17 protein-coding genes, 1 tRNA gene and 1 pseudogene are annotated in these 24,720 nt (G+C 70.4%); 7 read left to right on the top strand and 12 right to left on the bottom strand.

What is annotated here, in order from left to right:
• Positions 1 to 341: 341 nt before the first annotated feature.
• A pseudogene (acs, locus tag QE392_RS08850) lies at positions 342 to 2,311 on the top strand (acetate--CoA ligase).
• Positions 2,312 to 2,627: 316 nt separating this feature from the next.
• On the opposite strand, the gene QE392_RS08845 reads toward acs, so the two are convergent.
• The 3 genes from QE392_RS08845 to QE392_RS08835 form a co-directional block, all read right to left on the bottom strand.
• The gene (locus tag QE392_RS08845) at positions 2,628 to 3,422 is read right to left on the bottom strand and encodes a hypothetical protein (RefSeq protein ID WP_307450782.1); all 795 of its coding nucleotides are present in this window, start codon (positions 3,420 to 3,422) and stop codon (positions 2,628 to 2,630) included.
• Positions 3,423 to 3,582: 160 nt separating this feature from the next.
• Positions 3,583 to 4,050: a RidA family protein gene (locus QE392_RS08840; protein ID WP_307450779.1), complete on the bottom strand. Its 468-nt coding sequence runs from the start codon at positions 4,048 to 4,050 to the stop codon at positions 3,583 to 3,585.
• Positions 4,047 to 4,265, bottom strand: a complete 219-nt coding sequence (locus QE392_RS08835; RefSeq protein ID WP_307450776.1) for a hypothetical protein — start codon at positions 4,263 to 4,265, stop codon at positions 4,047 to 4,049. The genes QE392_RS08840 and QE392_RS08835 overlap by 4 nt, the downstream gene beginning before the upstream one ends.
• 118 nt (positions 4,266 to 4,383) lie before the next feature.
• On the opposite strand from QE392_RS08835, the gene QE392_RS08830 reads away from it, so the two are divergent.
• The 5 genes from QE392_RS08830 (at position 4,384) to QE392_RS08810 (ending at position 11,106) form a co-directional block, all read left to right on the top strand.
• Positions 4,384 to 7,086, top strand: coding sequence for a transglycosylase domain-containing protein (locus QE392_RS08830; protein ID WP_307450774.1), 2,703 nt, complete (start codon positions 4,384 to 4,386; stop codon positions 7,084 to 7,086).
• On the top strand, positions 7,083 to 8,006 hold the full coding sequence (locus tag QE392_RS08825; RefSeq protein WP_307450772.1) for a metallophosphoesterase: 924 nt from the start codon (positions 7,083 to 7,085) through the stop codon (positions 8,004 to 8,006). Before QE392_RS08830 ends, QE392_RS08825 begins: the two co-directional genes overlap by 4 nt.
• Positions 8,007 to 8,121: 115 nt before the next feature.
• On the top strand, positions 8,122 to 9,630 hold the full coding sequence (locus tag QE392_RS08820) for a hypothetical protein (protein ID WP_307450770.1): 1,509 nt from the start codon (positions 8,122 to 8,124) through the stop codon (positions 9,628 to 9,630).
• A 298-nt stretch (positions 9,631 to 9,928) separates the two neighbouring features.
• Positions 9,929 to 10,005 (top strand) — tRNA-Pro (locus QE392_RS08815).
• A 321-nt stretch (positions 10,006 to 10,326) separates the two neighbouring features.
• Positions 10,327 to 11,106, top strand: coding sequence for an HAD-IIB family hydrolase (locus QE392_RS08810; protein ID WP_307450768.1), 780 nt, complete (start codon positions 10,327 to 10,329; stop codon positions 11,104 to 11,106).
• Positions 11,107 to 11,214: 108 nt separating this feature from the next.
• Here the strand turns inward: QE392_RS08810 and QE392_RS08805 are convergent, their stop codons facing one another.
• The 7 genes from QE392_RS08805 to QE392_RS08775 all read right to left on the bottom strand — a co-directional run bounded on the left by QE392_RS08805 (position 11,215) and on the right by QE392_RS08775 (position 19,041).
• The gene (locus QE392_RS08805) at positions 11,215 to 12,036 is read right to left on the bottom strand and encodes a siderophore-interacting protein (RefSeq protein ID WP_307450766.1); all 822 of its coding nucleotides are present in this window, start codon (positions 12,034 to 12,036) and stop codon (positions 11,215 to 11,217) included.
• A gap of 10 nt (positions 12,037 to 12,046) precedes the next feature.
• Positions 12,047 to 12,784 (bottom strand): FadR/GntR family transcriptional regulator, encoded by a 738-nt coding sequence (locus QE392_RS08800; protein WP_307450764.1) that lies wholly within the window; start codon positions 12,782 to 12,784, stop codon positions 12,047 to 12,049.
• Between the two features lie 63 nt (positions 12,785 to 12,847).
• Complete coding sequence (gene galE / locus QE392_RS08795) at positions 12,848 to 13,876, bottom strand: UDP-glucose 4-epimerase GalE (protein ID WP_307450761.1); 1,029 nt, start codon at positions 13,874 to 13,876, stop codon at positions 12,848 to 12,850.
• A 407-nt stretch (positions 13,877 to 14,283) separates the two neighbouring features.
• Positions 14,284 to 14,889, bottom strand: a complete 606-nt coding sequence (locus QE392_RS08790; protein ID WP_307450759.1) for a thymidine kinase — start codon at positions 14,887 to 14,889, stop codon at positions 14,284 to 14,286.
• A 7-nt stretch (positions 14,890 to 14,896) separates the two neighbouring features.
• Positions 14,897 to 16,369 (bottom strand): malate:quinone oxidoreductase, encoded by a 1,473-nt coding sequence (locus QE392_RS08785; RefSeq protein ID WP_307450757.1) that lies wholly within the window; start codon positions 16,367 to 16,369, stop codon positions 14,897 to 14,899.
• 103 nt (positions 16,370 to 16,472) lie between these two features.
• Complete coding sequence (locus tag QE392_RS08780; RefSeq protein WP_307450754.1) at positions 16,473 to 17,543, bottom strand: aspartate-semialdehyde dehydrogenase; 1,071 nt, start codon at positions 17,541 to 17,543, stop codon at positions 16,473 to 16,475.
• Positions 17,544 to 17,754: 211 nt separating this feature from the next.
• Positions 17,755 to 19,041, bottom strand: coding sequence for an aspartate kinase (locus QE392_RS08775; protein WP_307450752.1), 1,287 nt, complete (start codon positions 19,039 to 19,041; stop codon positions 17,755 to 17,757).
• 185 nt (positions 19,042 to 19,226) lie between these two features.
• Here QE392_RS08775 and QE392_RS08770 point away from each other — a divergent pair, with 185 nt between their 5' ends.
• The gene (locus QE392_RS08770; protein ID WP_307450750.1) at positions 19,227 to 20,627 is read left to right on the top strand and encodes a threonine/serine exporter family protein; all 1,401 of its coding nucleotides are present in this window, start codon (positions 19,227 to 19,229) and stop codon (positions 20,625 to 20,627) included.
• Positions 20,628 to 20,866: 239 nt separating this feature from the next.
• Here the strand turns inward: QE392_RS08770 and recR are convergent, their stop codons facing one another.
• Together recR and QE392_RS08760 are read right to left on the bottom strand one after the other, a co-directional pair.
• A complete protein-coding gene (gene recR, locus QE392_RS08765; RefSeq protein ID WP_307450748.1) occupies positions 20,867 to 21,460 on the bottom strand; it encodes a recombination mediator RecR in 594 nt (197 codons plus the stop codon).
• Entirely contained in the window at positions 21,460 to 24,342 is a 2,883-nt protein-coding gene (locus QE392_RS08760) for a DNA polymerase III subunit gamma and tau (RefSeq protein ID WP_307450746.1), read from the bottom strand. The genes recR and QE392_RS08760 overlap by 1 nt, the downstream gene beginning before the upstream one ends.
• Positions 24,343 to 24,720: the final 378 nt, after the last annotated feature.

Genomic DNA, 24,720 nt, shown 5'->3' with positions numbered 1-24,720 from the left:
GCTGGGGAGGAATTGCTCGGAGAGCACGCCGCGAGGGCGGAAAAAGAAGGGGGCGGCATCCCGTCAGTGGGGGGCGAGGGATGCCGCCATGCGCCGGAGGAATATTGGGGGGCTCCCCCCGGACGCAGCGCCGGAAGCGATGTTCGGGCGTGCCCAGATTACTCAGTGAGAATTAGTTACAACAACTCGACGCACCCATGCATCCCGATATATCACCTGTTTCGCCACATTCCGGATGCCAACTATCGGAGGTGGCTGCCGTCGGGGCCGCTCGATAGCGTGACCGGGATGACGACGCCGGGCACCGACGCGGGCGTCGCACGATGCGAAGGAGCGCCGCGATGAGCAGCCAGATCGATCACCTTCTCTCCGAATCCCGCCGTTTCGCGCCGCCGGCCGCATTCGCCGACGAGGCGGTGGCAGATCGTGCGCTGTACGAGCGCGCCGCCGCCGACCGCGAGGGATTCTGGGCCGAACAGGCCCGCGGCCTGCACTGGCACACGCCGTTCACCCGCGTGCTGGACTGGTCGAACCCCGCCCTTCGCCGAATGGTTCGCCGATGGCGAACTGAACGTCGCCTACAACTGCCTCGATCGGCATGTGGAGGCGGGCAACGGCGAGCGCATCGCCCTCCGCTGGGAGGGCGAGCCCGGCGACACCCGCAACGTCACGTACGCCGAGCTCACGGCCGAGGTCAAGCGCCTCGCGAACGTGCTCACCGGGCTCGGTGTCGAGCAGGGCGATCGCGTCGCCCTGTACCTGCCGATGATCCCGGAGGCCATCGCATCCATGCTCGCCGTCGCCCGGATCGGAGCGGTGCACTCGGTGGTCTTCGGGGGCTTCTCCGCCGACAGTCTCCGCGCCCGGATCGATGACGCCGGCGCCAAGGTCGTGATCACCGCCGACGGCGGGTGGCGCAAGGGCAAGGTGTCCCCCCTCAAGCCCGCGGTCGACCAGGCCCTCGCCGATCGCAACGGCTCCGGCATCCAGGAGACCGTCGAGCATGTGATCGTCGTCAAGCGCGGGGGGAACGAGGTCGAGTGGACCGATGAGCGGGACGTGTGGTGGCACGACGTCGTCCCGCAGGCGTCCGCCGAGCACGAGGCGCGGTCCTTCCCTGCCGAGACGCCGCTGTTCATCCTTTACACCTCGGGGACGACGGGGAAACCGAAGGGCATCCTGCACACCTCGGGCGGCTATCTCACGCAGGCGGCGTTCACCAACCGCGTCGTCCACGACGTGCACCCCGAGACCGATGTGTACTGGTGCACGGCCGACATCGGCTGGATCACCGGCCACACGTATGTGACGTACGGACCTCTCGCCAACGGCGCGACGCAGCTGCTGTACGAGGGAACCCCCGACACGCCGCATCCCGGACGCTGGTGGGAGCTGATCGAGAAGCACGGCGTCACCATCTTCTACACCGCTCCGACGGCCATCCGGTCGTTCATGAAGATCGGCCGCGACGTTCCGCAGCAGTTCGACCTGTCGTCGCTGCGGTTGCTGGGTTCGGTCGGCGAGCCCATCAACCCCCGAGGCGTGGGTCTGGTACCGCGAGATCATCGGGGGCGACAAGACCCCCATCGTCGACACGTGGTGGCAGACCGAGACCGGGGCCATCATGATCTCGGCTCTGCCCGGAGTGACCGAGACCAAGCCCGGCTCCGCCCAGGTCCCGGTGCCGGGCATCTCCATCGCCGTCGTCGACGACAGCGGCGAACCGGTCGCTCCCGGCAGCGGCGGCCTGCTCGTGGTGACCGAGCCCTGGCCGAGCATGCTGCGCGGCATCTGGGGCGATCCCGACCGTTATCGCGAGACGTACTGGGAGAAGTTCGCCGACAAGGGCTACTACTTCGCCGGAGACGGTGCCCGTCTCGACGAGGACGGCGACGTCTGGCTGCTCGGGCGCGTCGATGATGTGATGAACGTCTCGGGACACCGCCTGTCGACGGCCGAGATCGAATCGGCACTGGTGGGCCACGAGGGCGTCGCCGAAGCGGCCGTGGTCGGCGCGTCGGACGAGACCACCGGCCAGGCCGTGGTGGCGTTCGTCATCATCAAGAGCAGGTACCTGAAGCAGAACCCCGTGGAGGGACTCGGAGACGAGCTTCGTCGGTGGGTCGGCGAGCAGATCGGCCCCATCGCGCGACCGCGCGACGTGTACATCGTGGGCGAGCTGCCGAAGACGCGCTCGGGCAAGATCATGCGCCGCCTTCTGCGCGATGTGGCCGAGGGGCGCGAGGTCGGCGACACGACGACCCTGGCCGACACCGCCGTCATGAGCGTCATCAGCGCCCAGGTCAAGTGACCTCGGTCCGGGTGTGGATGCCGGGTGGCCCGGCATCCATATCGGACCGCCGACGCCGGCGCACGACAGGGTGAGCGCCGAACGATCGCCGTGGCCCGCACGCGACCGCGCGAGGTGCAGGGCCGCGCGCGACCCCATTCTTCGGCGCGCGGCGGAGCGTCGTCGATCGGGGAGGAACCGGCACACCGACGCGCAGCAGCGCGAGAGCCACCGAGCCGAGCGCCCTCAGCAAGCGAAACGGGATCATTCCCGTTTCCTGATCGGGGCGAACGAAAGCGGGGCCGTTCTTTCGAACGGCCCCGCTTCAGATTGATCGTCAGACCGAGCGGCGACGACGCAGCAGCAGGATCACGGCACCGACGGCGAGCACGCCCGCCGCGATCAGCGCGATCGGCAGCAGAGCGGCGCCGGACATACCGGTGACCGCCAGCGAGCCCTTACCGGGCTGAGCGTTCGACGAGCCGGCCGCGCCGGCCGTCGGGGACGACGAAGGCGCCGGGGACGCGGTGACGGTCGGCGTCGCGGTGGGCGAAGCCGTCGCCGTGGGCGATGCGGTCGGCGTCGCCGTGGGCGAAGCGGTCGGCGTCGCCGAGGGCGAAGCCGTGGGCGACGCGGTCGGCGTCGCCGTGGGCGAAGCCGTCGGCGTCGCCGTGGGCGAAGCGGTCGGCGTCGGGGTCGGCGTCGGGGTGTCGCAGCCGATGATGGTCACCCGCGGGTCGCCGACGGTGAGCTCGCCGGAGGTCCAGTCGGACGCTCCGCCACGATCCTCGGAGCCGAACGCGACCGCGGTGCTGGTGTCGAAGTCGCCGCAATCGTGGCCGGGGGCCGTCTGCGTCCACGTCCAGACCTCGCCGGGCGCGTACCGCTTCGGGCCGAAGTCGACCAGAACCCCGGCGGGCTCGTAGAAGACGCTGGCCGTGCCGTACGCCGGGACCGACGACGTGTTCTTGGTCCACACCGAGATCTCGGTCTTGCTGCGGGACGAGAGGTCGATGGTGACCTTCACCTCGCCCGTGATGTCAGCGGCGTGCGCCGGAACGGCGATTCCCGCTCCGAGAGCGAGAGCGAGCGCTGTCGCGCCGGCGGCCCAGAGCTTCTTCGTCCTGTCCATGTTTCCCCGTTTTCCCCTAAAAATGCGCCCTACCAAGGCACCCGGTCGGGCAAGCGCGACTACGCATCCCCGTGAATACCCTAATCATTCAATGCGACATTTCTGAAACAGGGAATAGCGCGATAGGTTACGCGCCGACGTCGAGGATGTCGCTTTCCGGTCAAATGACGGAGAAAACGACCTCGACTTCGACCGGACTGTCCAAGGGAAGGACCGGCACACCGACCGCCGAACGTGCATGCGCGCCGGTCTCCCCGAAAACCTCGCCGAAGAATTCGCTCGCACCATTGATGACGCCCGGTTGCCCGGTGAACTCCGGAACGGATGCCACGAAGCCGGTGAGCTTGAGTACGCCGGTGAGGTTGTCGACACCGCCGACGAGCGCCGCCGCGGCGGCGAGGGCGTTCAGGGCACACTGACGCGCGTAGGTCTTGGCGTCCGCCGGATCGACGAGCCCCTCGGACTCCCCGACCTTGCCGGTGGCGGGGAGTTTCCCCTGCACCATCGGCAACTGACCCGAGGTGTACACGAGATCGCCGTGACGCTTGGCGGGGATGTATGCGGCGACGGGCGGCACGACCGAGGGGACCTCCACGCCCAGTTCGGCGAGGCGCGACGCGACGCTCACTGCTGGCCCTCGAACTGACGTGCCGCGACCTCGGCGGCCCCGAGTCCGGCGTTGGCCGTGCCGCCGCCGATCGGACGCTTGAAGTAGGCGACGAGTCCCCCCTCCGGTCCCGTCACCACCTGGACGAGCTCCCAGCCCTGCTTTCCCCAGTTGTTGAGGATTGCCGCGGTGTTGTGGATCAGTAGCGGAGTGGTGAGGTATTCCCACGTGGTCATGTCGGGCTCCCGGCGATGGCTGGGCGCGGCAGCGATCGTGCGCGCGCGGTGGAAGGCGTACGCGCGCGAGCGCACGCCTTCAAGGCATCGCCCAGCAACGTCGCTTAGCATCAAGCCTATGCCCGAGAACAAACGTACGGCTAGCGGTGCCCTCGGCGGCATCCTGGGCCTCGTCGGACTCAGCGCGGTCGCCGGTCTCCTGGTCACCGCCGCCGTGACGCCGGCCATCGCCGTCTCCGGTGCCGCTGCATCCAGCGCCATCACCATCTTCGACAAGATGCCCAGCTATCTGCAGCCCGACGAGCTCATGCAGCCGACGACGCTGATGGCCGGCGACCGCGTGCTGGCGACCTTCTACGACCAGAACCGCTCCCCCGTCACCTTCGACCAGGTGGCTCCCGTCATGTACGACGCCGTGCTGTCCTCGGAGGACCCGCGGTACTACCAGCACGGCGGCGTCGACCTGATCGGCACCACCCGTGCTCTGCTGAACAACGCGGCGAACGGCCAGACGCAGGGCGGATCCTCGATCAGCCAGCAGTACGTCAAGAACGTCCTCGTGCAGCGCTGCGAGCGCGAGGCCAAGGCCGTCGAGCCCACCGATGCCGACCCCGTCGGCAAGACCCGTGACGAGGCTCTGCAGGAGTGCGCCGAGGCCGCGGTCCAGGCCGAAGGCCCGGAGGGCTACCAGCGCAAGCTGCAGGAGATGCGCTACGCCATCCAGCTCGAGAAGGAGTTCTCGAAGGATCAGATCCTCCTCGGCTACCTCAACATCGCCAACTTCGGCGGCGTGACCTACGGCATCGACGCCGCAGCCAAGCGCTACTTCGATGTGTCGGCCTCCGAGCTGAACGTCGGACAGGCCGCGATCCTCGCCGGCATGGTGCAGAATCCCAACCGGTTCCGCATCGACCGCCCCGACGGCTCGATCATCTACAACGATGGGACCACGGCGAACAAGCAGCCCGACGGGTCGATCGACGACGTCGACCAGGACACCATCCAGGCCCTGTTCACCCTGCGCGACAACGGTGAGATCACGCAGGAGCAGCTGGTCGCGGCCGCGGACGGCTACAGCGAGACGAAGGGTCGTCAGCTGTACGTGCTCAGCCGCATGGAGATCGACGGCAAGATCACGCACGAGCAGTACGTCCAGTACGCGGTCGAGCCGATCACGCCCAAGCTCTCCGAGACGCAGCAGGGCTGCGGTTCGTCTGCGGCGCCGTACTTCTGCCAGTACGTCGTCTCGACGATCCTCAACGACCCGGCATTCGGGGCCGAGACGGACGACCGCGTGCGCGCGCTCCGCCAGGACGGGCTCACCATCCAGACGACGCTCGACTGGCGGATGCAGGACGCCGCGCAGAACTCGATGAACGAGAACACCCCCCAGAGCGTCGACGGGATGAAGTTCGGCTCGACGGCGGTCAGCCTCGAGGCCAAGACCGGCCGAGTCCTCGCGATCGCGCAGAACACCAAGTTCACGCAGGACCCCGAGCTGGCCCAGTCGGACCCCTCGTACAACTCGATCGTCTTCGCGGGCGATTCCAGCAACGGCGGTTCGATCGGTTTCCCCGTCGGCTCGACGTTCAAGTTGTTCACGCTGGTGGACTGGCTCGAGAAGGGCCATTCCCTGAACGAGTCGCTGAACGGACGCCTCCGGCCCGTGCCCAACATGACCAACTCCTGCACGGGCAACTGGGTCAATCAGGGCAACGTCACGATCAACAACTTCGCGCGCAACCCCGGGTACGTGGGCACGCCGATGATGTTCACGCGCGACTCCCTCAACACCGGCTACCTGGCGATGGCGGCGGAGCTCGACCTGTGCGACATCGCCAAGGTCGTCAAGCGCCTCGGCGTGCAGTCGGGAGACGGCAACGAGATCGCCATGGCGAATGCCAACGAGGTGATCGGAAGCGACAACGTCTCGCCTCTCGCGATGGCCGGTGCCTTCGCGACGGTCGCGAACGGCGGGACCCGCTGCCAGCCGAAGGTCATCGACAAGGTGACCACCGCCGACGGCGAGGAGCGTCCCATTCCCGATCGCAAGTGCGAGTCGGCGCTCACTCCGGAGATCGCCGCGACGACCGCCTACGCCCTTCAGGGCGTGATGCAGCGCGGCGGCACCGGCGTCGATGCCAACCCCTTCGACGGCACCCCCGTGATGGGTAAGACCGGCACGCACGAGGGCTTCCAGACCTGGATGATCGAGTCCTCGACCAACGCGACCACCGCGGTCTGGGTCGGCAACTGGGACGGCGACAAGGACCTGTTCGGCAAGTACGCGAACGGCAACCAGCTGAGCAGCATGCGCTACGTGCTCGCCCGCGACATCCAGAGCGCCGCGAACGAGTTCTACGGGGGCGACCGCTTCCCGGACCCGGTGTCCAACCTGCTCCGCACGCAGCAGCGCGACCTGCCCAACGTGGTGGGACAGAGCCTCGACAACGCGGAATCGACCCTGACCGCCGCCGGCTTCCGGGTCACCGTGGGCGACCCCGTCGACTCCGCCTCGGGCCCCGACACCGTCGCCGCCCAGAGCCCCAACGGCGGTTCCGCGCCGGCCGGCTCCACCATCACGATCAACCCCGGCAACGGCCAGCAGGGCACCGTACCCAACGTGGACGGGCAGACGGTCAACGCCGCGAGAGCGGCCCTGGCGGGCGCCGGCTTCGGCAACATCTCGATCGGCGGGTGCCAGCGAGACGCCAACGCTCCCGCCGAGGGTCAGGTCGTCAGCACGAGTCCCGCGGGCGGGAGCGCCGCGAACAAGAGCACGGCGGTCGCCCTGTCGGTCGTCGCGAAGGAATGCCCGTGACGCGCCCCCTCGTGACCGCCGCCCTCGCGCCCCTCGGGGTCGCGGGGGCGGCGGCTGTCGGGGCCGCTGTCTGGGGTGTCGGCATCGAGCGCCACCTGTTCACCGTGCGGTATCACGCGCTGCGGGTCCTCCCGAAGGGCGCTGAGCCCCTGCGCGTGCTCCACGTCTCCGACGCCCATATGGCGCCGTGGCAGCACCGCAAGCAGGAGTGGATGGCACGCCTGTCGGAGCTCTCCCCCGACCTCGTCGTCAACACGGGCGACAACCTGGGGCACCGTGACGGGCTCACCGGCATCCGCACGGCCTTCTCGCCTCTGCGCGACGTGCCCGGTCTGGTCGTGCACGGCTCCAACGATTACCAGGAGCCCGCTCCGCGCAACCCGCTCCGCTACTTCTTGGGTCCCTCGGGCAACCTGCCGGCGCACAAGCACCTCGACGTCGACGCGCTCGATCGCTTCTTCACCGACGATCTCGGGTGGCGCATCCTCGATGACACGGCGGTGTCGCTGGAGATCAAGGGCCTGCGTGTGACGGCGTTCGGAGTCAACGACGGTCACCGCAACTGGGACCATCCGGAACTCATCCCGCCCATCCTCGACACCCTGGATGCCGCCGACCTCACCCTCGGTGTGATGCACGCGCCCTATCGACGCACGCTCGACACGTTCATCGGCCTCGGTGCCGACGTGCTGCTGGCAGGTCACACGCACGGCGGTCAGGTGCGGGTGCCATTCAGCCGGAAGGCGCTCGTGTCCAACTGCGACATCCCCCTGGATCAGGCCCGAGGCCTGAGCGACTGGACGCACGAGGGCAGGACCGTCCCGTTGAACGTCAGTGCCGGCCTCGGCCATTCGATCTACGCGCCGGTCCGATTCGGATGCCGCCCGGAGGCGACGCTGCTCACGCTGCTCCCCCGCTGAGCCTTCTCCCCACCGCGACGAGGGGCCGATCCGTACACGGATCGGCCCCTCGTGCCGTTTCGACGCGACCTGGTTGGCGCACGATCGAGTCTCCTCGAACGAAGGGACTCCTCGCATGCATCACCCATCCCCGCCACGTCGACGCGCTGTCGCCGTCCTCACCCTGATCGCGGCGCTGCTCGGCGGCCTCGGAGTCGCTCCCGCCGCCCAGGCTGCCGAGCGCGGCACGGGTTTCGGCACCTGGGCGCCGCTTTCGCGCACGGGCTGGCACGGCTCGATGCGGGTCGGCGACGTGCACACCTATTGCATCCATCCCGGGCTGCCCGTCGCCACTGATCCCACCACCGACCACGGGGTGTCGTCGCACGTGAACGGACTCAGCCCCCAGCAACTAATCTCGATCAACTACCTCGTCGGCACCTACGGCCAGACGGACGACCCGGTGCAGGCCGCCGGCGTCGGATGGGCGGTCAAAGCGATCGCCGATCGCGCGACCACGCTGCACTCGTGGGGGTACACCGGCGAGAGCCTCCCCGAGGCGATCGATTTCATCATGCGTCGCGCCAGCCCCGAGAACAGCGAGGCCGTGCAGCAACGGGCCGTGCACTATCTGGCCGAGGCGGAGGCCATCGCCGTACCCCGCGTCGGAGGTTCGCTGACGCTCACCGCTCGTGACGACGACCCCACCCGCGGCACCGTGACCGCAGACGTCGATCCCTCGGCGACCGGCACCCTGCATCTCGACAACGCCGTGTTCGCCGACACCGGCCGGAACGATCGCGCGGACGTCCACGCCGGACAGGCGTACGACATCATCGCGCCCGCCTCCGCCTCGGACGGCGGCCGTCCCTACACCGTCCGTGCAACGGGGTCCTTCTCGGTGCGTTCGGCAGCGATCCGCTTCTTCTCCACGCCCGGGCAGCAGGAGTCGGCTGGCCCGGCTGACCCCACCACCTTCGCGCTCTCGTCGGAGGATGCCACGCCCCGCCCTGTGCTCTTCGCGCCGCGCATCGAGACCACCGCGCGCATCGCGGACGGTCGCTTCATCGACAGCGTCACGGTGTCGGCGGGGGACGGTGTCTGGCCGCGCCACGCGGACGGGTCCTTCATCGCGGTCGTCGCGACCGCCGACGTGTACCGGACGGGCGCCTACCCCGCTGAATCGGCGGAGATCCCGTCGAACCTCACCCCCGTGATGCGTCTCGACCTGCGGACCGACCCGGAGGTTGGCGCCGGCGTCTACGAAATTCCGTCGGAGTCGCTGCCCGGGCCCGGCGTCTACACGGCCGTCTGGCGTGTGGAGCGAGAAGCACAGGATGCCGAGACGATCCCGCACCTGCCGACCGGCTATCGCTGGCAGGAGCGATTCGCCTCTCCCGCGCAGACCGAGCAGCTCGCGCCTCCGGCGCCCCGCTCGGAGCCGACGCCGACGCCGACGGTCGCGCCGACACGTGCCGCCGCACCTCCTTCCCCTTCGTCGGCGCCGACCCTCCCCGAGGCATTGGCGCAGACGGGCATCAGCGCCGCGTCGCTGGGCGGCGCCGGGGGTGCGGCGGTGGCGGTCATCGGCCTCGGCGTGACAGCCTGGGCCGTCGCGCGACGGCGTTCCACCCCTCGGATGTGAGCAGGACTCGCGCAACGGTCTGCGACCATCAGCCTTCCTTGCGGTGACGCACTGCCGCCCCGCGGCCGTCTCGACGCTTTCGGCGACTCGGACGGCCGCGGGCGGCGTCGACGGCTCCGGGCTGAACCTCCGTCGCATCGACCAGGATGCGCATCCGTGTCCCCTCGGAGCCCGCGGAGCCGGGATCTCGAGGCGATCCGGCGCCCGGGGAACCGTCGTCGCGCGGGCCCGCGACGCGCCCGAGCCGTGCTGTGGTTCGGTGGAGGGCGCGGAACAGGGTAGACTTTTCAAGTTGCCACGGGGTGTGGCGCAGCTTGGTAGCGCGCGTCGTTCGGGACGACGAGGCCGCAGGTTCAAATCCTGTCACCCCGACCAATCGACTGTCACTCGAACCACGGGAATCCGGTTCGGTCGACGAGGGAGAGCCTTCCGCGGAAACGCGGGAGGCTCTTCTTGGTCGGTGGGGTCGCTCTCGCCCGGGAGTCACGTCGGCGGCCGGCGAGCCGTGGCGACGGCCGATGCCGCCCCGCCATGCGGGACCTGCTCGAGACCGGGGGATCCGCCCGACGGGAGCGCCCCAGCACCCGGCATAGAATCATCCTGGGCCGCCAACGGCCTCGCGGCCGTCCGCCACCTCACGCGTGCACGCACGAACGGGCACCGACGCATCAAGACCCCGAGACCTCCAGGAGCACCGTGTCCGACGCCTCGCCCCGCCTCGTCGCCTTCGACCTCGACGACACCCTCGCTCCCTCGAAGTCGGCCATCGACCCTCGCATCGGTGAGCTTCTGCTCGCTCTCGCGGAGCGCGTCGAGGTCGCCATCATCTCGGGCGGTCAGCTCCAGCAGTTCCGCTCGCAGGTCGTCGAACGCCTCCCCCAGGCCGCGCCCGAGGTGCTTTCGCGCTTCCACCTCATGCCCACGTGCGGAACGCAGTACTACCGTCTCACCAGCGACGGCGTCGAGACGGTCTACGCCCACTCGCTGACCGACGACGAGAAGCAGCGCGCCCTCGCCGCGGTGCGCGAGGAGGCCGAGCGACTCGGACTCTGGGAGGCCGAGCCCTGGGGCGAGATCCTCGAAGACCGCGGTTCGCAGATCACGTTCTCCGCTCTCGGGCAGTCCGCCCCCCTCGACGCCAAGATGGCATGGGACCCCACGGGCGAGAAGAAGAACAGCCTGCGCGAAGCCGTCGCGGCGCGCATCCCCGACCTCGAGGTGCGCTCCGGCGGGTCGACGTCGGTCGACATCACCCACCGCGGGATCGACAAGGCCTACGGCATGAACAAGCTCGTGGAGGCCACCGGCATCCCCCTCGACGACATGCTGTTCGTCGGCGACCGCCTCGACCCCGACGGCAACGACTACCCCGTCCTCGCGATGGGCGTCGAATGCCAGGCGGTGCACGGGTGGGAAGACACCGCAGCCTTCCTCGAGAAGCTCCTCCCCACGCTTCCCGAGCGCACCCGCGCCTGAGCGAGGGCGCCCTGCCGCGCCGCTCATCACCGCGACGCCTGTCCGGCGCCATCGTCAAGAGGGCGTCGCCCGGCGGCTCGCGTGGCGCGAGGTCCGCGGCGGGGCCGCTCAGATGATCTGGCCGATCGGCTCGCGTTTCTCGGCCTGGAAGCGGTCCTCCGTGCGGCCGTACGCCCAGTAGCCCGAGAGGGAGACCTGGTCTCGCGCCAGTCCCCATCGGGTGAACACGATGTCGCGCAGCGCCTTCATACTCTCGCGCTCTCCATGGGCGAAGACCTGTCCGCGTCCGTCGAGCGGATGCCACGCGGCCACCGCCTCGGCCAGTACCGGTGTCGCACCGGCATCGGCCGCGCCGCGGTGCACCCAGACGATCTCGATCCCCGCCGGGGCGGAGAGCGCGAGCTGCTCCCCCGCGTTCTGCACCTCCAGGAAGGCCGCGCCCACGGCATCCGGGGCCAGCGACTCCAATGAGGCCGCGATGGCCGGGATCGCCGACTCGTCGCCGACGAACAGGTGCCATGCGGCGGCCGGGTCGGGCGCGTAGGCTCCCCCGGGCGACGACACGACCAGACGATCGCCGACCCGCGCACGCGCAGCCCAGGGCCCTGCGAGCCCATCGTCACCGTGCACGACGAAGTCGATCGCGAGCTCGTCGCCATCGACGGCTCGCACCGTGTACGTGCGTGTCACCGGAAGGTCTTCGGGGCGGAGGGTCTGACGAAGCACCGCGAGGTCGTAGGGCGGCTCGAGCCCGAGCTCCGGCTTCGTGAACGTGATCTTCACGTACTTGTCGGTGTAGGGGCTTTCCCGGAAGGCGGCGAGATCGTCTCCGCGTGCGCGGATGCGGACGAGGTGCGGACTCAGCCGCTCCGTCGCGACGACGTGCAGCACGTGTTGGGGTCGCGGGGGACGCACCGGTCGATCGGTCACGGAATGCTCCTCAGGGCGTGGGGGACGTGGAGGACTCGGTATCGGCGCGCCGAGCCTCGGACACGTCCGTGTAGTAGTCGGTGATGTGGGCGCGCACGGCCTCTCTCGCTTCGTCGGGCTCCCCGCGCGACACCGCGTCGACGATGTGACGGTGCTCGCGACGCAGCCGCTCGACGATCCGGGGCCACGCGTCGAGACCGGCGGCGCCGGCCGACGTGTACTCCTCGATGGAGCTGCGCAGCCCGGCCATCATCGCCGAGACGACCGCGTTGCCCGACACCTCGGCGAGCGCCTGGTGGAAGCGCGCGTCGAGGGCGAGGAACTCGGCGGGGCTGAGGTCGTCGGCATCCATCGCCGCGAGCATCTCGTGCACCCCGGAGAGATCGGCATCCGTCTGCGCCAGACGTTCGGCGACGTCGCACTCGAGCACGATGCGGGTGCGCACGACGTCGGCGAGCGGAAACCCGTTCGCCGCCACCTGGAGACGGAGGAAGGCGGCGAGGCCTCCCCGCGGCGTGGTGACGATCATGGCCCCGGCCGTCGGCCCCGAGCCGGTCGCGGTGCGCACCACCCCGAGAACCTCCAGCACGCGCACGGCTTCGCGCACGCTGGAGCGTCCCACGCCCAGCTGCGTCGCCAGTTCGCGCTCGGGCGTCAGGCGATCGCCGGGGCTGAGCCGTCCGTCGCGGAGATCATTCTCGATGCGCTCGAGAACGACCTGCCACGCACGCGGTGCCGTGACGGCCATGTCCTCCCCCGTTCCCGGCCCGGCCGCGGCGTGACCGGACAACACCACCCTACGTGCGGACGCTCAGGCGTCGATGGTCGTGGCGTAGCCGGCGGGGTTGGTGGTCTGCCAGTTCCAGTAGTCGCGGCACGCGTCGTCGATGGTGAGGCGGGTGCGCCACCCGAGAACCTCGCCCGCCTTCGCCGGGTCGCAGTACGTCGCGGCGACGTCCCCGGGCCGACGGTCGAGGATCTTCTTGGGCAGTTCGTGACCGACGGCCTTCTCGAACGATGCCACCAGCTCCAGCACGCTCACCGGGCGGCCGGTGCCGAGGTTGAACACCTGGTGCCCGGGCTGCGCCTTCTCGAGAGCCGCCACGTGCCCCTCAGCGAGGTCGACGACGTGGATGTAGTCGCGCAGACCTGTGCCGTCGGGGGTGTCGTAATCGGAGCCGAAGACGCCGATCTCGTCGAGGGTACCGATCGCCACGCGCGAGACGTACGGCATCAGGTTGTTGGGGATGCCGGCGGGGTCTTCGCCGATGAGGCCCGACGGGTGGGCGCCCACCGGGTTGAAGTAGCGCAGCACCGTCACGTTGAGCTCGGGGTTCACCCGCGCGACGTCGGCGAGCACGACCTCGTTCATGCGCTTGGACTTGCTGTAGGCGTTGGAGAGGTCGACGCTCGTGGTCGACTCCTCGGTGAAGGGCAGGTCGGCGGGGTCGGAGTAGACCGTGCCGGTGCTGGAGAACACGAACGAACGGATGCCGTGGGCGATGCCCACCCGCAGGAGCGCGAAAGTGGTGTCGAGATTGTTGGAGTAGTACGCCAGCGGCTTCTGCGTCGACTCGCCGACGGCCTTGAACGCGGCGAGGTGGATGATCGCATCGATCGGGCCGTACTGGTCGAAGGCCGACGCGACGACGGCGTCATCGGTCGCGTCACCGACCACCAGCGGTGCGGCCTTGCCGGTGATCTGCTCGACCCGCTCGGCGGCGACGGCATGCGTCCCCGACAGATCGTCGAGGAGGACGACGTCGTGGCCGGCCTCGAGCAGGGCCACGGCCGTGTGAGTTCCGATGTAACCGGCACCGCCGGCCAGGAGTACGCGCATGGTTCCAGGCTATCGCTCACCGCCGACATCGCCCATCGACTCCGATCGTCGGACGGTCGGTCGCTGAGGTGCGCCGAATGCACACCGGACCGCATCCCGTGCGTACATATGCCGCAAGTCAGTGTGTGGCGCCCGCGCGGCACAGGGCGGTCACGCCCGCGGGGGCGCAGGGCGGGCGGTCACGCCCGCGGGGGCGCAGGGCGGGCGGTCACGCCCGCGGGGGCGCAGGGCGGGCGGTCACGCCCGCGCGGGCGCAGGGCGGTCACGCCCGCGGGGCGCAGAGATCACGCCCGCGGGGGCGCGGGGCGAGCGGTCACGCCCGCGCGGGCGCAGGGCGGTCACGCCCGCGGGGCGCAGAGATCACGCCCGCGGGGGCGCGGGGCGGGATGGGGCCGGCGTCCTGGGTCTCAGCGACCGTCGAGCCGCCCGCCGGACTCGCGCAGGTAGCAGACGGCGCACATGGACTCGTACGTGACCTCGCCCTGGACCTGGCCTTCGTCGATGGCCACCTGATCGCCGTCGAACACGAACCGCCCGCCCACCAGACGGGCATTGAAGATCGCCTTGCGACCGCACCGGCAGATCGTCTTGAGCTCCTCGAGGCTGTGCGCGATCTCGAGCAGGCGCGCCGACCCCGGGAAGGCCTCGGTGCGGAAATCGGTGCGGATGCCGTAGGCGAGCACCGGGATGCCGTCGAGGACCGCGATCCGCAGCAGGTCGTCGACCTGCGCCGGCGTGAAGAACTGCGCCTCGTCGACGAGGAGGCAGGCGACCGGCGCGTGTCCGGCGGCGGCCTGGAAGGCCCCGCGGAGGTCGTCGTCGGGACCGACGAGGAAATCGACTGCGCGCGACACCCCGAGGCGACTCTCGATCTGATCGGCGCCCTTGGTGTCGATCTCGGGCTTGGCGAGCAGCACGCGCTGCCCGCGCTCCTCGTAGTTGTACGCCGCCTGGAGCAGGGCCGTCGACTTGCCCGAGTTCATCGCCCCGTAGCGGAAGTACAGCTTCGCCACAGCGGTGTCAGGCGTTGATCTTGAGCGCCTGAGCCGTCACGTCCAGCTCTTTGCGCGCGACCTCGGGACGCGTGTTCAGCGTCTCGCCGTAGCTGGGGATGAGCTCCCGCAGACGCGGCTCCCATGCCGGCATCCGGTCGGGGAAACAGGTCTTGATGAGGCCGAGCATGATCGACACGGCGGTCGACGCACCCGGCGACGCCCCGAGCAAGCCCGCGATCGAGCGATCTTCGGACGTGATCACCTCGGTGCCGAACTGCAGCACCCCGCCCTTGTCCTTGTCGCGCTTCATCACCTGGGCGCGTTGACCGGCATCGAGGAGCTCCCAGTCCTCGTCCTTCGCGGTCGGCATGAACACGCGGAGGCTGTCGACCTTCTTGGCGTGGGTCTTGAGCAGCTCGCCGACGAGGTACTTGATGAGGCTCGGGTTGTCGATGGCGACCTTCAGCATCGGCAGGATGTTGTGCGGCCGCACCTGGGTGACGATGTCGAGCATCGAGCCGTTCTTCAAGAACTTCGGGCTGAAGGTGGCGAACGGGCCGAACAGCAGCGACGTCTCGCCGTCGACGACGCGGGTGTCGAGGTGCGGCACGGACATGGGCGGCGCGCCCACCGAGGCCTGCGAATACACCTTGGCCCGGTGCTTGGCCACGATGTCGGGGTTGGATGTCTTGAGCCACTGCCCGCCGATGGGGAAGACCCCGTACCCCTTGATCTCGGGGATGCCGGAACGCTGCAGGAGCTTGAGGGCCCAGCCGCCCGCACCGACGAAGACGAACTTCGCGTTGATCGTTCCGGGCGTGCCGCCGATGACGTGGCGGTACGAGACCTCCCACGACCCGTCCTTCTGCTTTTTGAGCTTCTTGACGTCGTGGTTCGTCGCCACGTCGACGCCCTTCTCGCGCAGATCGGCGAACAGCTGGCGCGTGAGGGATCCGAAATCGACATCGGTGCCGGCGGGCACCCGCGTGGCGGCGAAGGGCTCGCCCTTCCGACGCTTCTGCATGAGCAGCGGCGCCCACTGGTTGATGACGCGCGAGTCTTCGCTGTACTCGATGCCGGCGAACAGCGGCTGCTGCTTGAGCACCTCGTACCGCTTGCGGAGGTAGGCGACATCCTTCTCGCCGCGCACGAAGGTCATGTGCGGAGTGGCGTTGATGAAGGTCGACGGCTCGTCGAGCACACCCTCGGCGACGAGCGTCGCCCACAACTGCCGGCTCTGCTGGAACTGCTCGTTGATGGCCACGGCCTTGGACGGGTCCATCGAGCCGTCCTTGCCCTCGGGCATGTAGTTGAGCTCGCAGAGGGCGGCGTGGCCGGTCCCGGCGTTGTTCCAGGCGTTCGAGCTCTCCTGCGCGACATCGCTCAGGCGTTCCAGCACGGCGATCTTGAGATCGGGCTGCAGGTCCTTCAGCAGAGTGCCGAGCGTGGCGGACATGATGCCGCCACCGATGAGGAGAACATCGACGTTTTCAGTCACCCGACGATTCTAGGTGCGAGCCGTGAGGTGTCTCGACATCAAGAGATCTGTCCCTTCGATGTCGAGACAACCCCGGCCCAGCGGCATCCGGATGCCGATGAGTTCAGACGCGCGCGGCGAGCTTCTGCGCGACGATCTCGGCGATCTGCACGGCGTTCAGCGCCGCGCCCTTGCGCAGGTTGTCGTTGCTGATGAACAGCACGAGCCCCTTGCCCTCGGGTGCCGACTGGTCGGCACGGATGCGACCGACGTAGCTCGGGTCGGAGCCGGCGGCCTGGAGAGGCGTGGGCACCTCTTCGAGGCGCACGCCGGGGGCGTCGGCCAGCAGCTCGCGGGCCCGTTCGGGCGTGATGTCGCGGGCGAACTCGGCGTTGATGCTGAGCGAGTGGCCCGTGAAAACGGGGACGCGCACGCACGTGCCCGCCACGCGCAGGTCGGGGAGCTCGAGGATCTTGCGGCTCTCGTTGCGGAGCTTCTTCTCTTCGTCGGTCTCGTTGAGGCCGTCGTCGACGAGGTTGCCCGCGAAGGGAATGACATCGAATGCGATGGGGGCGACGTACTTCTGCGGCTCGGGGAAGTCGAGCGCCGAACCGTCGCGGACGAGCCGCTCGACGTCGCCCTGCGCGAGCACGCCCTCGACCTGGCCGAGGAGCTCCTGCGCACCGGCGAGGCCGGAGCCCGAGACCGCCTGGTAGGTGCTGACGATGAGGCGCTCGAGTCCGGCCTCGGCGTCGAGCACCTTCAGCACGGGCATGGCCGCCATCGTGGTGCAGTTGGGGTTGGCGACGATGCCCTTCACGGCCTGGTCGATCGCGTGCGGGTTGACCTCGCTCACGACGAGGGGCACCTCGGCATCCATGCGCCAGGCGCTGGAGTTGTCGATGACCAGGGCGCCCGCCGCGGCGAAGCGCGGAGCGTGCGCGCGGCTGCCGGTGGCGCCGGCGGAGAACAGGGCGACCTCGACGCCGGCGGGGTCGGCCGTGGCGACGTCCTCCACGACGACGGAGTGACCGGCGAAGTCGACGGAGGTGCCGGCGGAGCGCGCCGTGGCGAACAGGCGCAGCTCGCGAATCGGGAACGACCGCTCGGCGAGGATCTCGAGCATGACGGTGCCGACCTGGCCGGTGGCGCCGACGACGGCGAGGGAGATTCCGGAATCGGAGATGCGGGTCATGCGAGGTACCTCGGGTGTAGGGGTGGTGGATGCCGCGACGGCGGCGTTCGGGTCAGGGTAGCGCGAGCGGCTGGTCGCTCATGCCGCGAGCGGGCCGAACTCCGGAGAAATCGACCGGGATGCGCCGGGAATTGGCGGGATCACGCGGGTGCGGGCCGGTGCCGCGGCGGAGACTCAGGAGTTCCGCACGGCTGCGGCGGGCGCAGCGGCGTCAGCGACCGGTGCCGGCGTGTACGGTGGCTTCGCCCTCGCCGTCGAGACCGTAGGCGGTGTGCACGAGACGGGCGGCCTCGGCGAGGTCGACACCGCGCACGACGACGGAGATGCGGATCTCGGACGTCGAGATCATCTCGATGTTGACCCCCGCCATGCTGAGGGCCTCGAAGAGGGTGGCCGAGACGCCCGAGTGCGTGCGCATGCCCGCACCGACGACCGACAGCTTGCCGATCTGGTCGTCGTGCACGAGGCTCTCGAAGCCGACCTCGGACTGCTCGGCGGCGAGGGCGCGCAGCGCCGTCGCGGCATCGGTCTTGGGCAGGGTGAACGAGATGTCGGTGCGGCCGGTGGCGGCGGCGGAGACGTTCTGCACGATCATGTCGACGTTCGCGCCCGACTTGGCGACGATCTTGAAGATGTCGGCCGCCTTGCCGGGGACGTCGGGCACGCCGATGACGGTGATCTTCGCCTGGCTGAGGTCGGTGGCGACGCCGGCGACGATGGGCTCTTCCATGGTGGCTCCCTCGGGGACGAACGGTGAGGTCTTGGAGGCGTCGAGCACCCAGGTGCCCTCGCCCGAGCTGAACGTGGATCGCGCGTGAATGAGCACGCCGTGACGACGGGCGTATTCGACGGCGCGGATGTAGAGCACCTTGGCGCCGTTGGCCGCGAGCTCGAGCATCTCCTCGCTGCCGACGCGGTCGAGCTTGCGGGCCAGGGGCACCACGCGGGGGTCGGCGGTGAAGATGCCGTCGACATCGCTGTAGATCTCGCACACGTCGGCCTTCAGCGCCGCGGCGAGCGCGACGGCCGTGGTGTCGGAGCCGCCGCGGCCGAGGGTCGTGATGTCGCGGGTGTCGCGGTTGAACCCCTGGAAGCCGGCGACGATGACGATCGCCCCCTCGTCGAGGGCTTCGCGCAGGCGCACGGGGGTGACGTCGACGATGCGGGCGGCGCCGTGCGTGGCATCCGTGATCATGCCCGCCTGGCTGCCGGTGAACGAACGGGCCTCGAAGCCCATCGAATGGATCGCCATCGCGAGCAGCGCCATCGAGATGCGCTCGCCACTCGACAGCAGCATGTCGAGCTCGCGCGGCGCGGGAATCGGGGCGACCTGCGCCGCGAGGTCGAGCAGCTCGTCGGTGGTGTCGCCCATCGCGCTGACGGCGACGACGACCTCGTGGCCGGCCCGACGCGTGTCGACGATGCGCTTGGCGACGCGCTTGATGCTCTCGGCGTCGGCGACGGACGAACCGCCGTACTTCTGGACGATCAGAGCCATGAGGAGAACTCCCGGAGGGTCGTGCGTCGGGATGTGACGACGCCGGCGCTCGTGCCGCGCCCAAGGGGACATCCTAGTCGCGCGCGTATACCCGCTCCGCCATGCGGCGAGGGCGCCCGGGCGGTCACGTCGGCGGCCGCGGATAGGATCGTCGGGTTCCACCCCCTCCCCCCTGGAGCGTTCCGATGCCGCTCACCCCCGGCCACTGGCTGTCTTCGCTTCGTCGCCTCACCCATTCCGCTGCCGACGCGGCCTCCCTCGATACGACCCTCCTTCCGGTCGTCGACGAGGCGTTCGCCACGCGCGTGCTCGACCTCGCCATCCGCATCGGCGAGACCATGCTCGTCGTGGGCGCGCCGGCGAACGAGGTCACACTCACGATCGTGCGGGTGTGCGAGTCGTACGGGCTCGACCCGGTGCACGTCGACGTCACCTACAACTCCATCACCGTGGCGCACAGCCGCCCGGGGGCGAGCAATCCGACCACGCTGCTGCGGGTGGTGCGCGGGTCGGTCCCCGATCACGCCAAGCTGCAGAACCTGCAGGCGCTCGTCGTGGAGATCCGCGACGGGCTCGCCCTCGACGACGCCGTCGCGCGCTGCCGGGCCATCCGCCGCCTGCCGTTCCGGTACCGCCCCGCCATCGTCGTGGCGTCGCAGGCGTCGTTGGCCGCGGGCGTCGCGATCATGTTCGGGGCGAACTGGCTGGCGCTGATGCTGTCGTTCGTCGCGGCGGCGCTGGCGGCGACCACTCAGCACGCGATGGCCCGGGCACGCGTGCCGTACTTCTTCGCCCAGATCGCCGGCGGCTTCGTCCTGACCGTGTTCGCCGCGCTCTCGCCGCTGCTGCGCTACACCGGCGTCGATGCGGCCGGTGACATCCGGCCGTCGGTAATCGTGGCATCCGGGATCGTCCTCATGCTCGCCGGCCTCACGGTGGTGGGTGCGGCGCAGGATGCCATCGACGGGTTCGCCCTCACCGCGACCGGTCGCATCCTCGAGCTCACGACGCAGACCCTCGGCGTGGTGCTCGGCATCCTCGCCGGGCTCGAGACCGTGCGCGTGATGGGGCTCGGCATGTCGCCGCCGTCGAACGCCCTGCCGCTCGGCCCGCTCACGCTGCAGTTCGTCGGCGCGGCGGTCATCGCGATCGCGGTGGCGGTCTACAACGGCGCGGGCGGGCGCATCGTCTTCGTCAGCGCGGCGCTGAGCCTGGTCGCCTGGGCGGGGTACGTCGGCGCCACGGCGATCGGCTTCGAGGTCGCCGCCGCGAGCGGGGTGGGCGCGTTCATCGGCAGCTTCGCCGGCATCGTCGTGGCCTACCGTCTGCACGTGCCGTCCGTCGCGATCACGACCGCGGCCATCCTGCCGCTGGTGCCGGGCGCGGCGGTGTTCCGGGGACTGCTCGGGGTGGTCGAGTCCGGCGAGGACGCGGCGGTGCTGATGACGGGTGTGACGACCCTGGCCGGTGCCGCGACCATCGGCATCGCCCTCGCGGTCGGCGCGTCGCTGGGCATCTACCTCGGCCAGCCCGTGCGCGCGACCCTGTCCAGCGTGACCCGCGTGCGGGCGCGGGCGCGGGGGTAGCGGGCGCGGGGGGCGGGGTGGCGCGCGCGGGCGCGGGTAGCGCGCGCAGACGCGGGGGTGGCGGGTGCGGGGGTAGCGGGCGCGGGTAGCGGGCGCGGGAGTGGCGGGCGCGGGTCGGTTCGCCTCGCGGGCTCTTCGACGACAGGGCGGCGGCGTCGACCCGGAGCCGGGTGTGCACAACGGCAGGACACGTCGGCGGTTCTCGCACAACGAGCCGGGTGCGCCACCGGGGGCGTCGGTCAGAGCGTGCGCCGGCCCTCGAAGGCACGGCCGAGGGTGACTTCGTCGGCGTACTCGAGGTCGCCGCCGACGGGGAGCCCGGATGCCAGCCGAGTGACGCGAATCTCGAGGGTGTGCAGGAGCCGACTGAGGTACGTGGCCGTCGCCTCGCCCTCGAGATTGGGGTTGGTCGCGAGGATCACCTCTTGCACCGTGCCGTCGGCGAGACGCTGCATCAGCTGCGTGATGCGGAGGTCGTCGGGGCCGATGCCGGCGATCGGGCTGATCGCGCCGCCGAGGACGTGGTAGAGCCCCCGGAACTCCCGCGTGCGCTCGATGGCCGCGACGTCTTTGGCGTCTTCGACGACGCAGATCAGCGCCGGATTACGGCGCGGGTCGCGACAGATCGAGCAGCGCTCCTGCTCGGAGACGTTGCCGCAGATCTCGCAGAACTTCACCTTGTCGCGGATCTCACCGAGAAGCGTCGAGAGCCTCGAGACGTCGAACGACGGCGACTGGAGGATGTGGAACGCGATGCGCTGGGCCGATTTGGGTCCGATCCCGGGAAGGCGCCCGAACTCGTCGATCAGGTCTTGAACGATGCCGTCGTACATCAGCTGAACCTCGTCGGGGGCTCGTAGGGCTCGTCGCGCACGTACGTGGCGCCGAGCATCTGGCGGATGACCGCCTCGCCGTAGCGCTGGACTCCGCCGCTCAGCGGCGCCATGCGCGGCACGACGACCGGGGGCAGCGGCGCTTCGACGTCGTCTGCCGGCGGGATGACGTCGTCGTCGTCGACCTCGTCGGGCGCGGGCACCGAGGGGGTGACCTCGCGCGGGGGCAGGATGACGCCGGGATGCACCGCCGACACAGCAGAGGGCGCGGATGCGTCGTCGGGCTCGTCATCGACGGCGAGAGCCGTCGAGACGACGGGGGCAGCAGCTCCCGTCGCAACCGGCTCGGCGGCTGAAGCAAGGGATGCCGGCGACGGCGCCGAGGTCGAGCCGTCGGCGGACGGGATGGGGGCGACCGCCCACTCGGTGACGGCCGCGGCGTAGGGAGCCGACGAACGCGGAGCGGACGGCATGCCACCGGATGGTCCGCTGCGCGAGCCGGAGTCCGCTGCAGCCGGCGGTGCGGACGGGCCGCGTGAGGGCGCGCCGCGGCCGGCCCCGCCGGGACCGTCGCCCTCGAGGCGGGCGAGGTACTTCACGCGCACCCCCAGAACGGCCTGGATCCCCTGTCGCAGGTCTTCGCTCGGACCGCCGTCGGCGGTGCGCGTCTTGAAGGCGTTGAGGTCGCTCGCGGTGCGGAACGACAGAGTCAGGACGTCGTCGTCGAAGGCGCGCACGGTGGCCGTCGACACGACGAGCCACGACGGCCGACTGGCGACCTCGAGCTGCGCCAGGACCTCCGGCCATGCGTCGCGCACGTGCCCGAGCTCGATCGGCCCCGCGGGGGTGACCGGCGGAGTGGGGGCGGAGGGTTCGAGCGGCGAGCCGTCGTCGGTCGCCGGGGCGTCGTCGCGCGCGCCGGACGGACCGACGGGAGCGTCGCCGGCCGCGGATGCCACGGGCGGAGCATCGTCGCCGGACGCCCCGGCGCGGGCGGGCGTGGACGACGCCGCCTCGGGGGTCGGCGCGGCGTCGAAAGGATGCACGTCGGCCGCGACGGACGCCCGGGCGGAACGCGCGGCCGGCGTCGGGCGGGCTCCGTCGGGCGCCGCGATGGGCGGCTCCGGCGCGCGCGCGGCCGGCGCACTCGACGGTTCGTCGTCGTCGTACGGAGGCGGAGCGTCGTCGTCGGTGAACGGCGGCGGTGCGTCGTCGTCGGGCTCCGGGGAAGACGGGGGCGCGGATGCCGCCGGAGTCGCCGGAGCCACGGGAGAGACACCACCCGGGGAGGCGACACCGGGAGACGCGACGCCAGGAGACGCGACGCCAGGAGACGCGACGCCAGGAGACGCGACGGGGGAAGCGATCGCGGGAGAGGCGACCGGCGAGGCTGGAGCAGGAGCGGTTCCAGTCGGCAAGGCGACCGCGGGCGGAGCGACAGGCGGAACGCCCGCACCCGGCGAGGCGACACCCCGCGAGGCGCCACCGGACGACGGGGAGCCCGGGGAGGCCACGCGCGGGGAGGCGGCGTGAGGCGGGGCCACGCTCGGCGACGCCGCGCCCGGCGACGCGATACCCGGCGAGGCCACGGTCGGCGGGGAGATCCGCGGCGACGCCGGCACGGCATCCCCTCCCCCGGGCGCCGCGATGTCCGCGGCGGGCGAGGCGGGGCGGCCGGTCGCCGGTGCGAGCTGCGGGGCCGCAGCAGATGCGCCGCGCGACGCTTCGACATCGTGCGCGGTGGCGGGGGAAGCGCCGTGAGACACCCCGGCGTGGGTGAGGACGCGGGCCACGAGCAGTTCGAGCTGCAGACGGGGCGACGTCGCGCCCGTCATCTCGTCGAGTGCGGCCACGACGAGGTCGGCCGTGCGCGACAGACGATGCACGCCGAACGCGGTCGCCTGACGCGCCATACGCTCGAGTTCGTCGTCGGGCACGCCGCGCAGGACAGCCGAGGCGCCGGCGCCGGTCGCCGCGACGACGATGAGATCGCGCAGGCGCTCCAACAGGTCGTCGACGAAGCGGCGGGGGTCCTGCCCTGTCTGCACGACGCGGTCGACGGCGGCGAAGGCTCCCCCACCGTCGTTGGCCGCGAAGGCGTCGACGACCTCGTCGAGGAGTTCGGAGTGGGTGTAGCCGAGCAGCGCCACGGCGCGCTCGTAGCGCACGAGGACGTCGCCCGCGGCATCCGCATCGGACCCGGCGATCAATTGATCGAGCAGCGAGAGCGTGTCGCGCGGCGACCCGCCGCCGGCGCGGACGACGAGCGGCAGCACGCCGGCTTCGACGCCCACGCCTTCGCTTTCGCACAGCTCCTGGACGTACTCGAGCATGGCCGCGGGGGGGACGAGCCGGAACGGGTAGTGGTGCGTGCGCGAGCGGATGGTGCCCAGCACCTTCTCGGGCTCGGTGGTGGCGAAGATGAACTTGACGTGCGCCGGCGGCTCTTCGACGAGCTTGAGCAGGGCGTTGAAGCCCTGCTGGGTGACCATGTGGGCCTCGTCGAGGATGAAGATCTTGAACCGGTCGCGGGCCGGGGCGAAGATCGCGCGCTCACGCAGATCGCGGGCGTCGTCGACACCGTTGTGGCTCGCCGCGTCGATCTCGACCACGTCGAGCGATCCGCCACCGCCGCGGCCCAGTTCGACGCAGCTGTCGCACGTGCCGCACGGGGTGTCGGTGGGGCCGGCGGCGCAGTTGAGGCAGCGGGCGAGAATGCGCGCCGACGTGGTCTTTCCGCAGCCGCGCGGACCCGAGAACAGATACGCGTGACCCACGCGATCACTGCGCAGGGCGGTCATGAGCGGCTCGGTCACCTGCGACTGCCCGATCATCTCGCCGAACGCCTCCGGGCGGTATCGGCGGTACAGGGCTGTCGTCACCCCACCAGCCTACGGCGTCCCTCCGACATCGCCTCCGTGCCGGTCAGCGCACCGCATGACGACACGGGGAAGAGGCGCTGGGAAGGGGCGCCGAGACCACTCCCACGCGTGACCGAGGGAGGACCAGGGGCGAACGGAGGACGCCGAAACCCCCGGCATCCTCCCCTCCTCCCTCGCCCTCCGCTCCTCACCGCCGACGAGAAACCGCTGTCGCCGCACGACGGCACCCGGGCAGAAACCCACTCCCACGCGCGACCAGGGAAGGACGAGGAGCCAACGGAGGACGCCGAAACCCCCGGCATCCTCCCCTCCTCCCCCGCCCTCCGCACGTCACGGGGAAGCGCCGCACCGTCCCCGGCTCCGGAGAACGCGCGTCGC

This window comes from Microbacterium proteolyticum, assembly GCF_030818075.1.
In the GTDB taxonomy this organism is placed as follows: Bacteria; Actinomycetota; Actinomycetes; order Actinomycetales; family Microbacteriaceae; genus Microbacterium; species Microbacterium proteolyticum_A.
The sequence above is the reverse complement of the archived record's forward strand: the minus strand, read 5'-3'. Positions and strand labels throughout refer to the sequence as shown.

Coding starts and splice junctions, on each gene's coding strand:
- QE392_RS08845 (WP_307450782.1), bottom strand. CDS start 3,422: ATGGACAGGACGAAGAAGCTCTGGGCCGCCGGCGCGACAGCGCTCGCT.
- QE392_RS08835 (WP_307450776.1), bottom strand. CDS start 4,265: ATGACCACGTGGGAATACCTCACCACTCCGCTACTGATCCACAACACC.
- QE392_RS08830 (WP_307450774.1), top strand. CDS start 4,384: ATGCCCGAGAACAAACGTACGGCTAGCGGTGCCCTCGGCGGCATCCTG.
- QE392_RS08820 (WP_307450770.1), top strand. CDS start 8,122: ATGCATCACCCATCCCCGCCACGTCGACGCGCTGTCGCCGTCCTCACC.
- QE392_RS08800 (WP_307450764.1), bottom strand. CDS start 12,784: ATGGCCGTCACGGCACCGCGTGCGTGGCAGGTCGTTCTCGAGCGCATC.
- galE (WP_307450761.1), bottom strand. CDS start 13,876: ATGCGCGTACTCCTGGCCGGCGGTGCCGGTTACATCGGAACTCACACG.
- QE392_RS08780 (WP_307450754.1), bottom strand. CDS start 17,543: ATGACCCGCATCTCCGATTCCGGAATCTCCCTCGCCGTCGTCGGCGCC.
- QE392_RS08775 (WP_307450752.1), bottom strand. CDS start 19,041: ATGGCTCTGATCGTCCAGAAGTACGGCGGTTCGTCCGTCGCCGACGCC.
- QE392_RS08770 (WP_307450750.1), top strand. CDS start 19,227: ATGCCGCTCACCCCCGGCCACTGGCTGTCTTCGCTTCGTCGCCTCACC.
- recR (WP_307450748.1), bottom strand. CDS start 21,460: ATGTACGACGGCATCGTTCAAGACCTGATCGACGAGTTCGGGCGCCTT.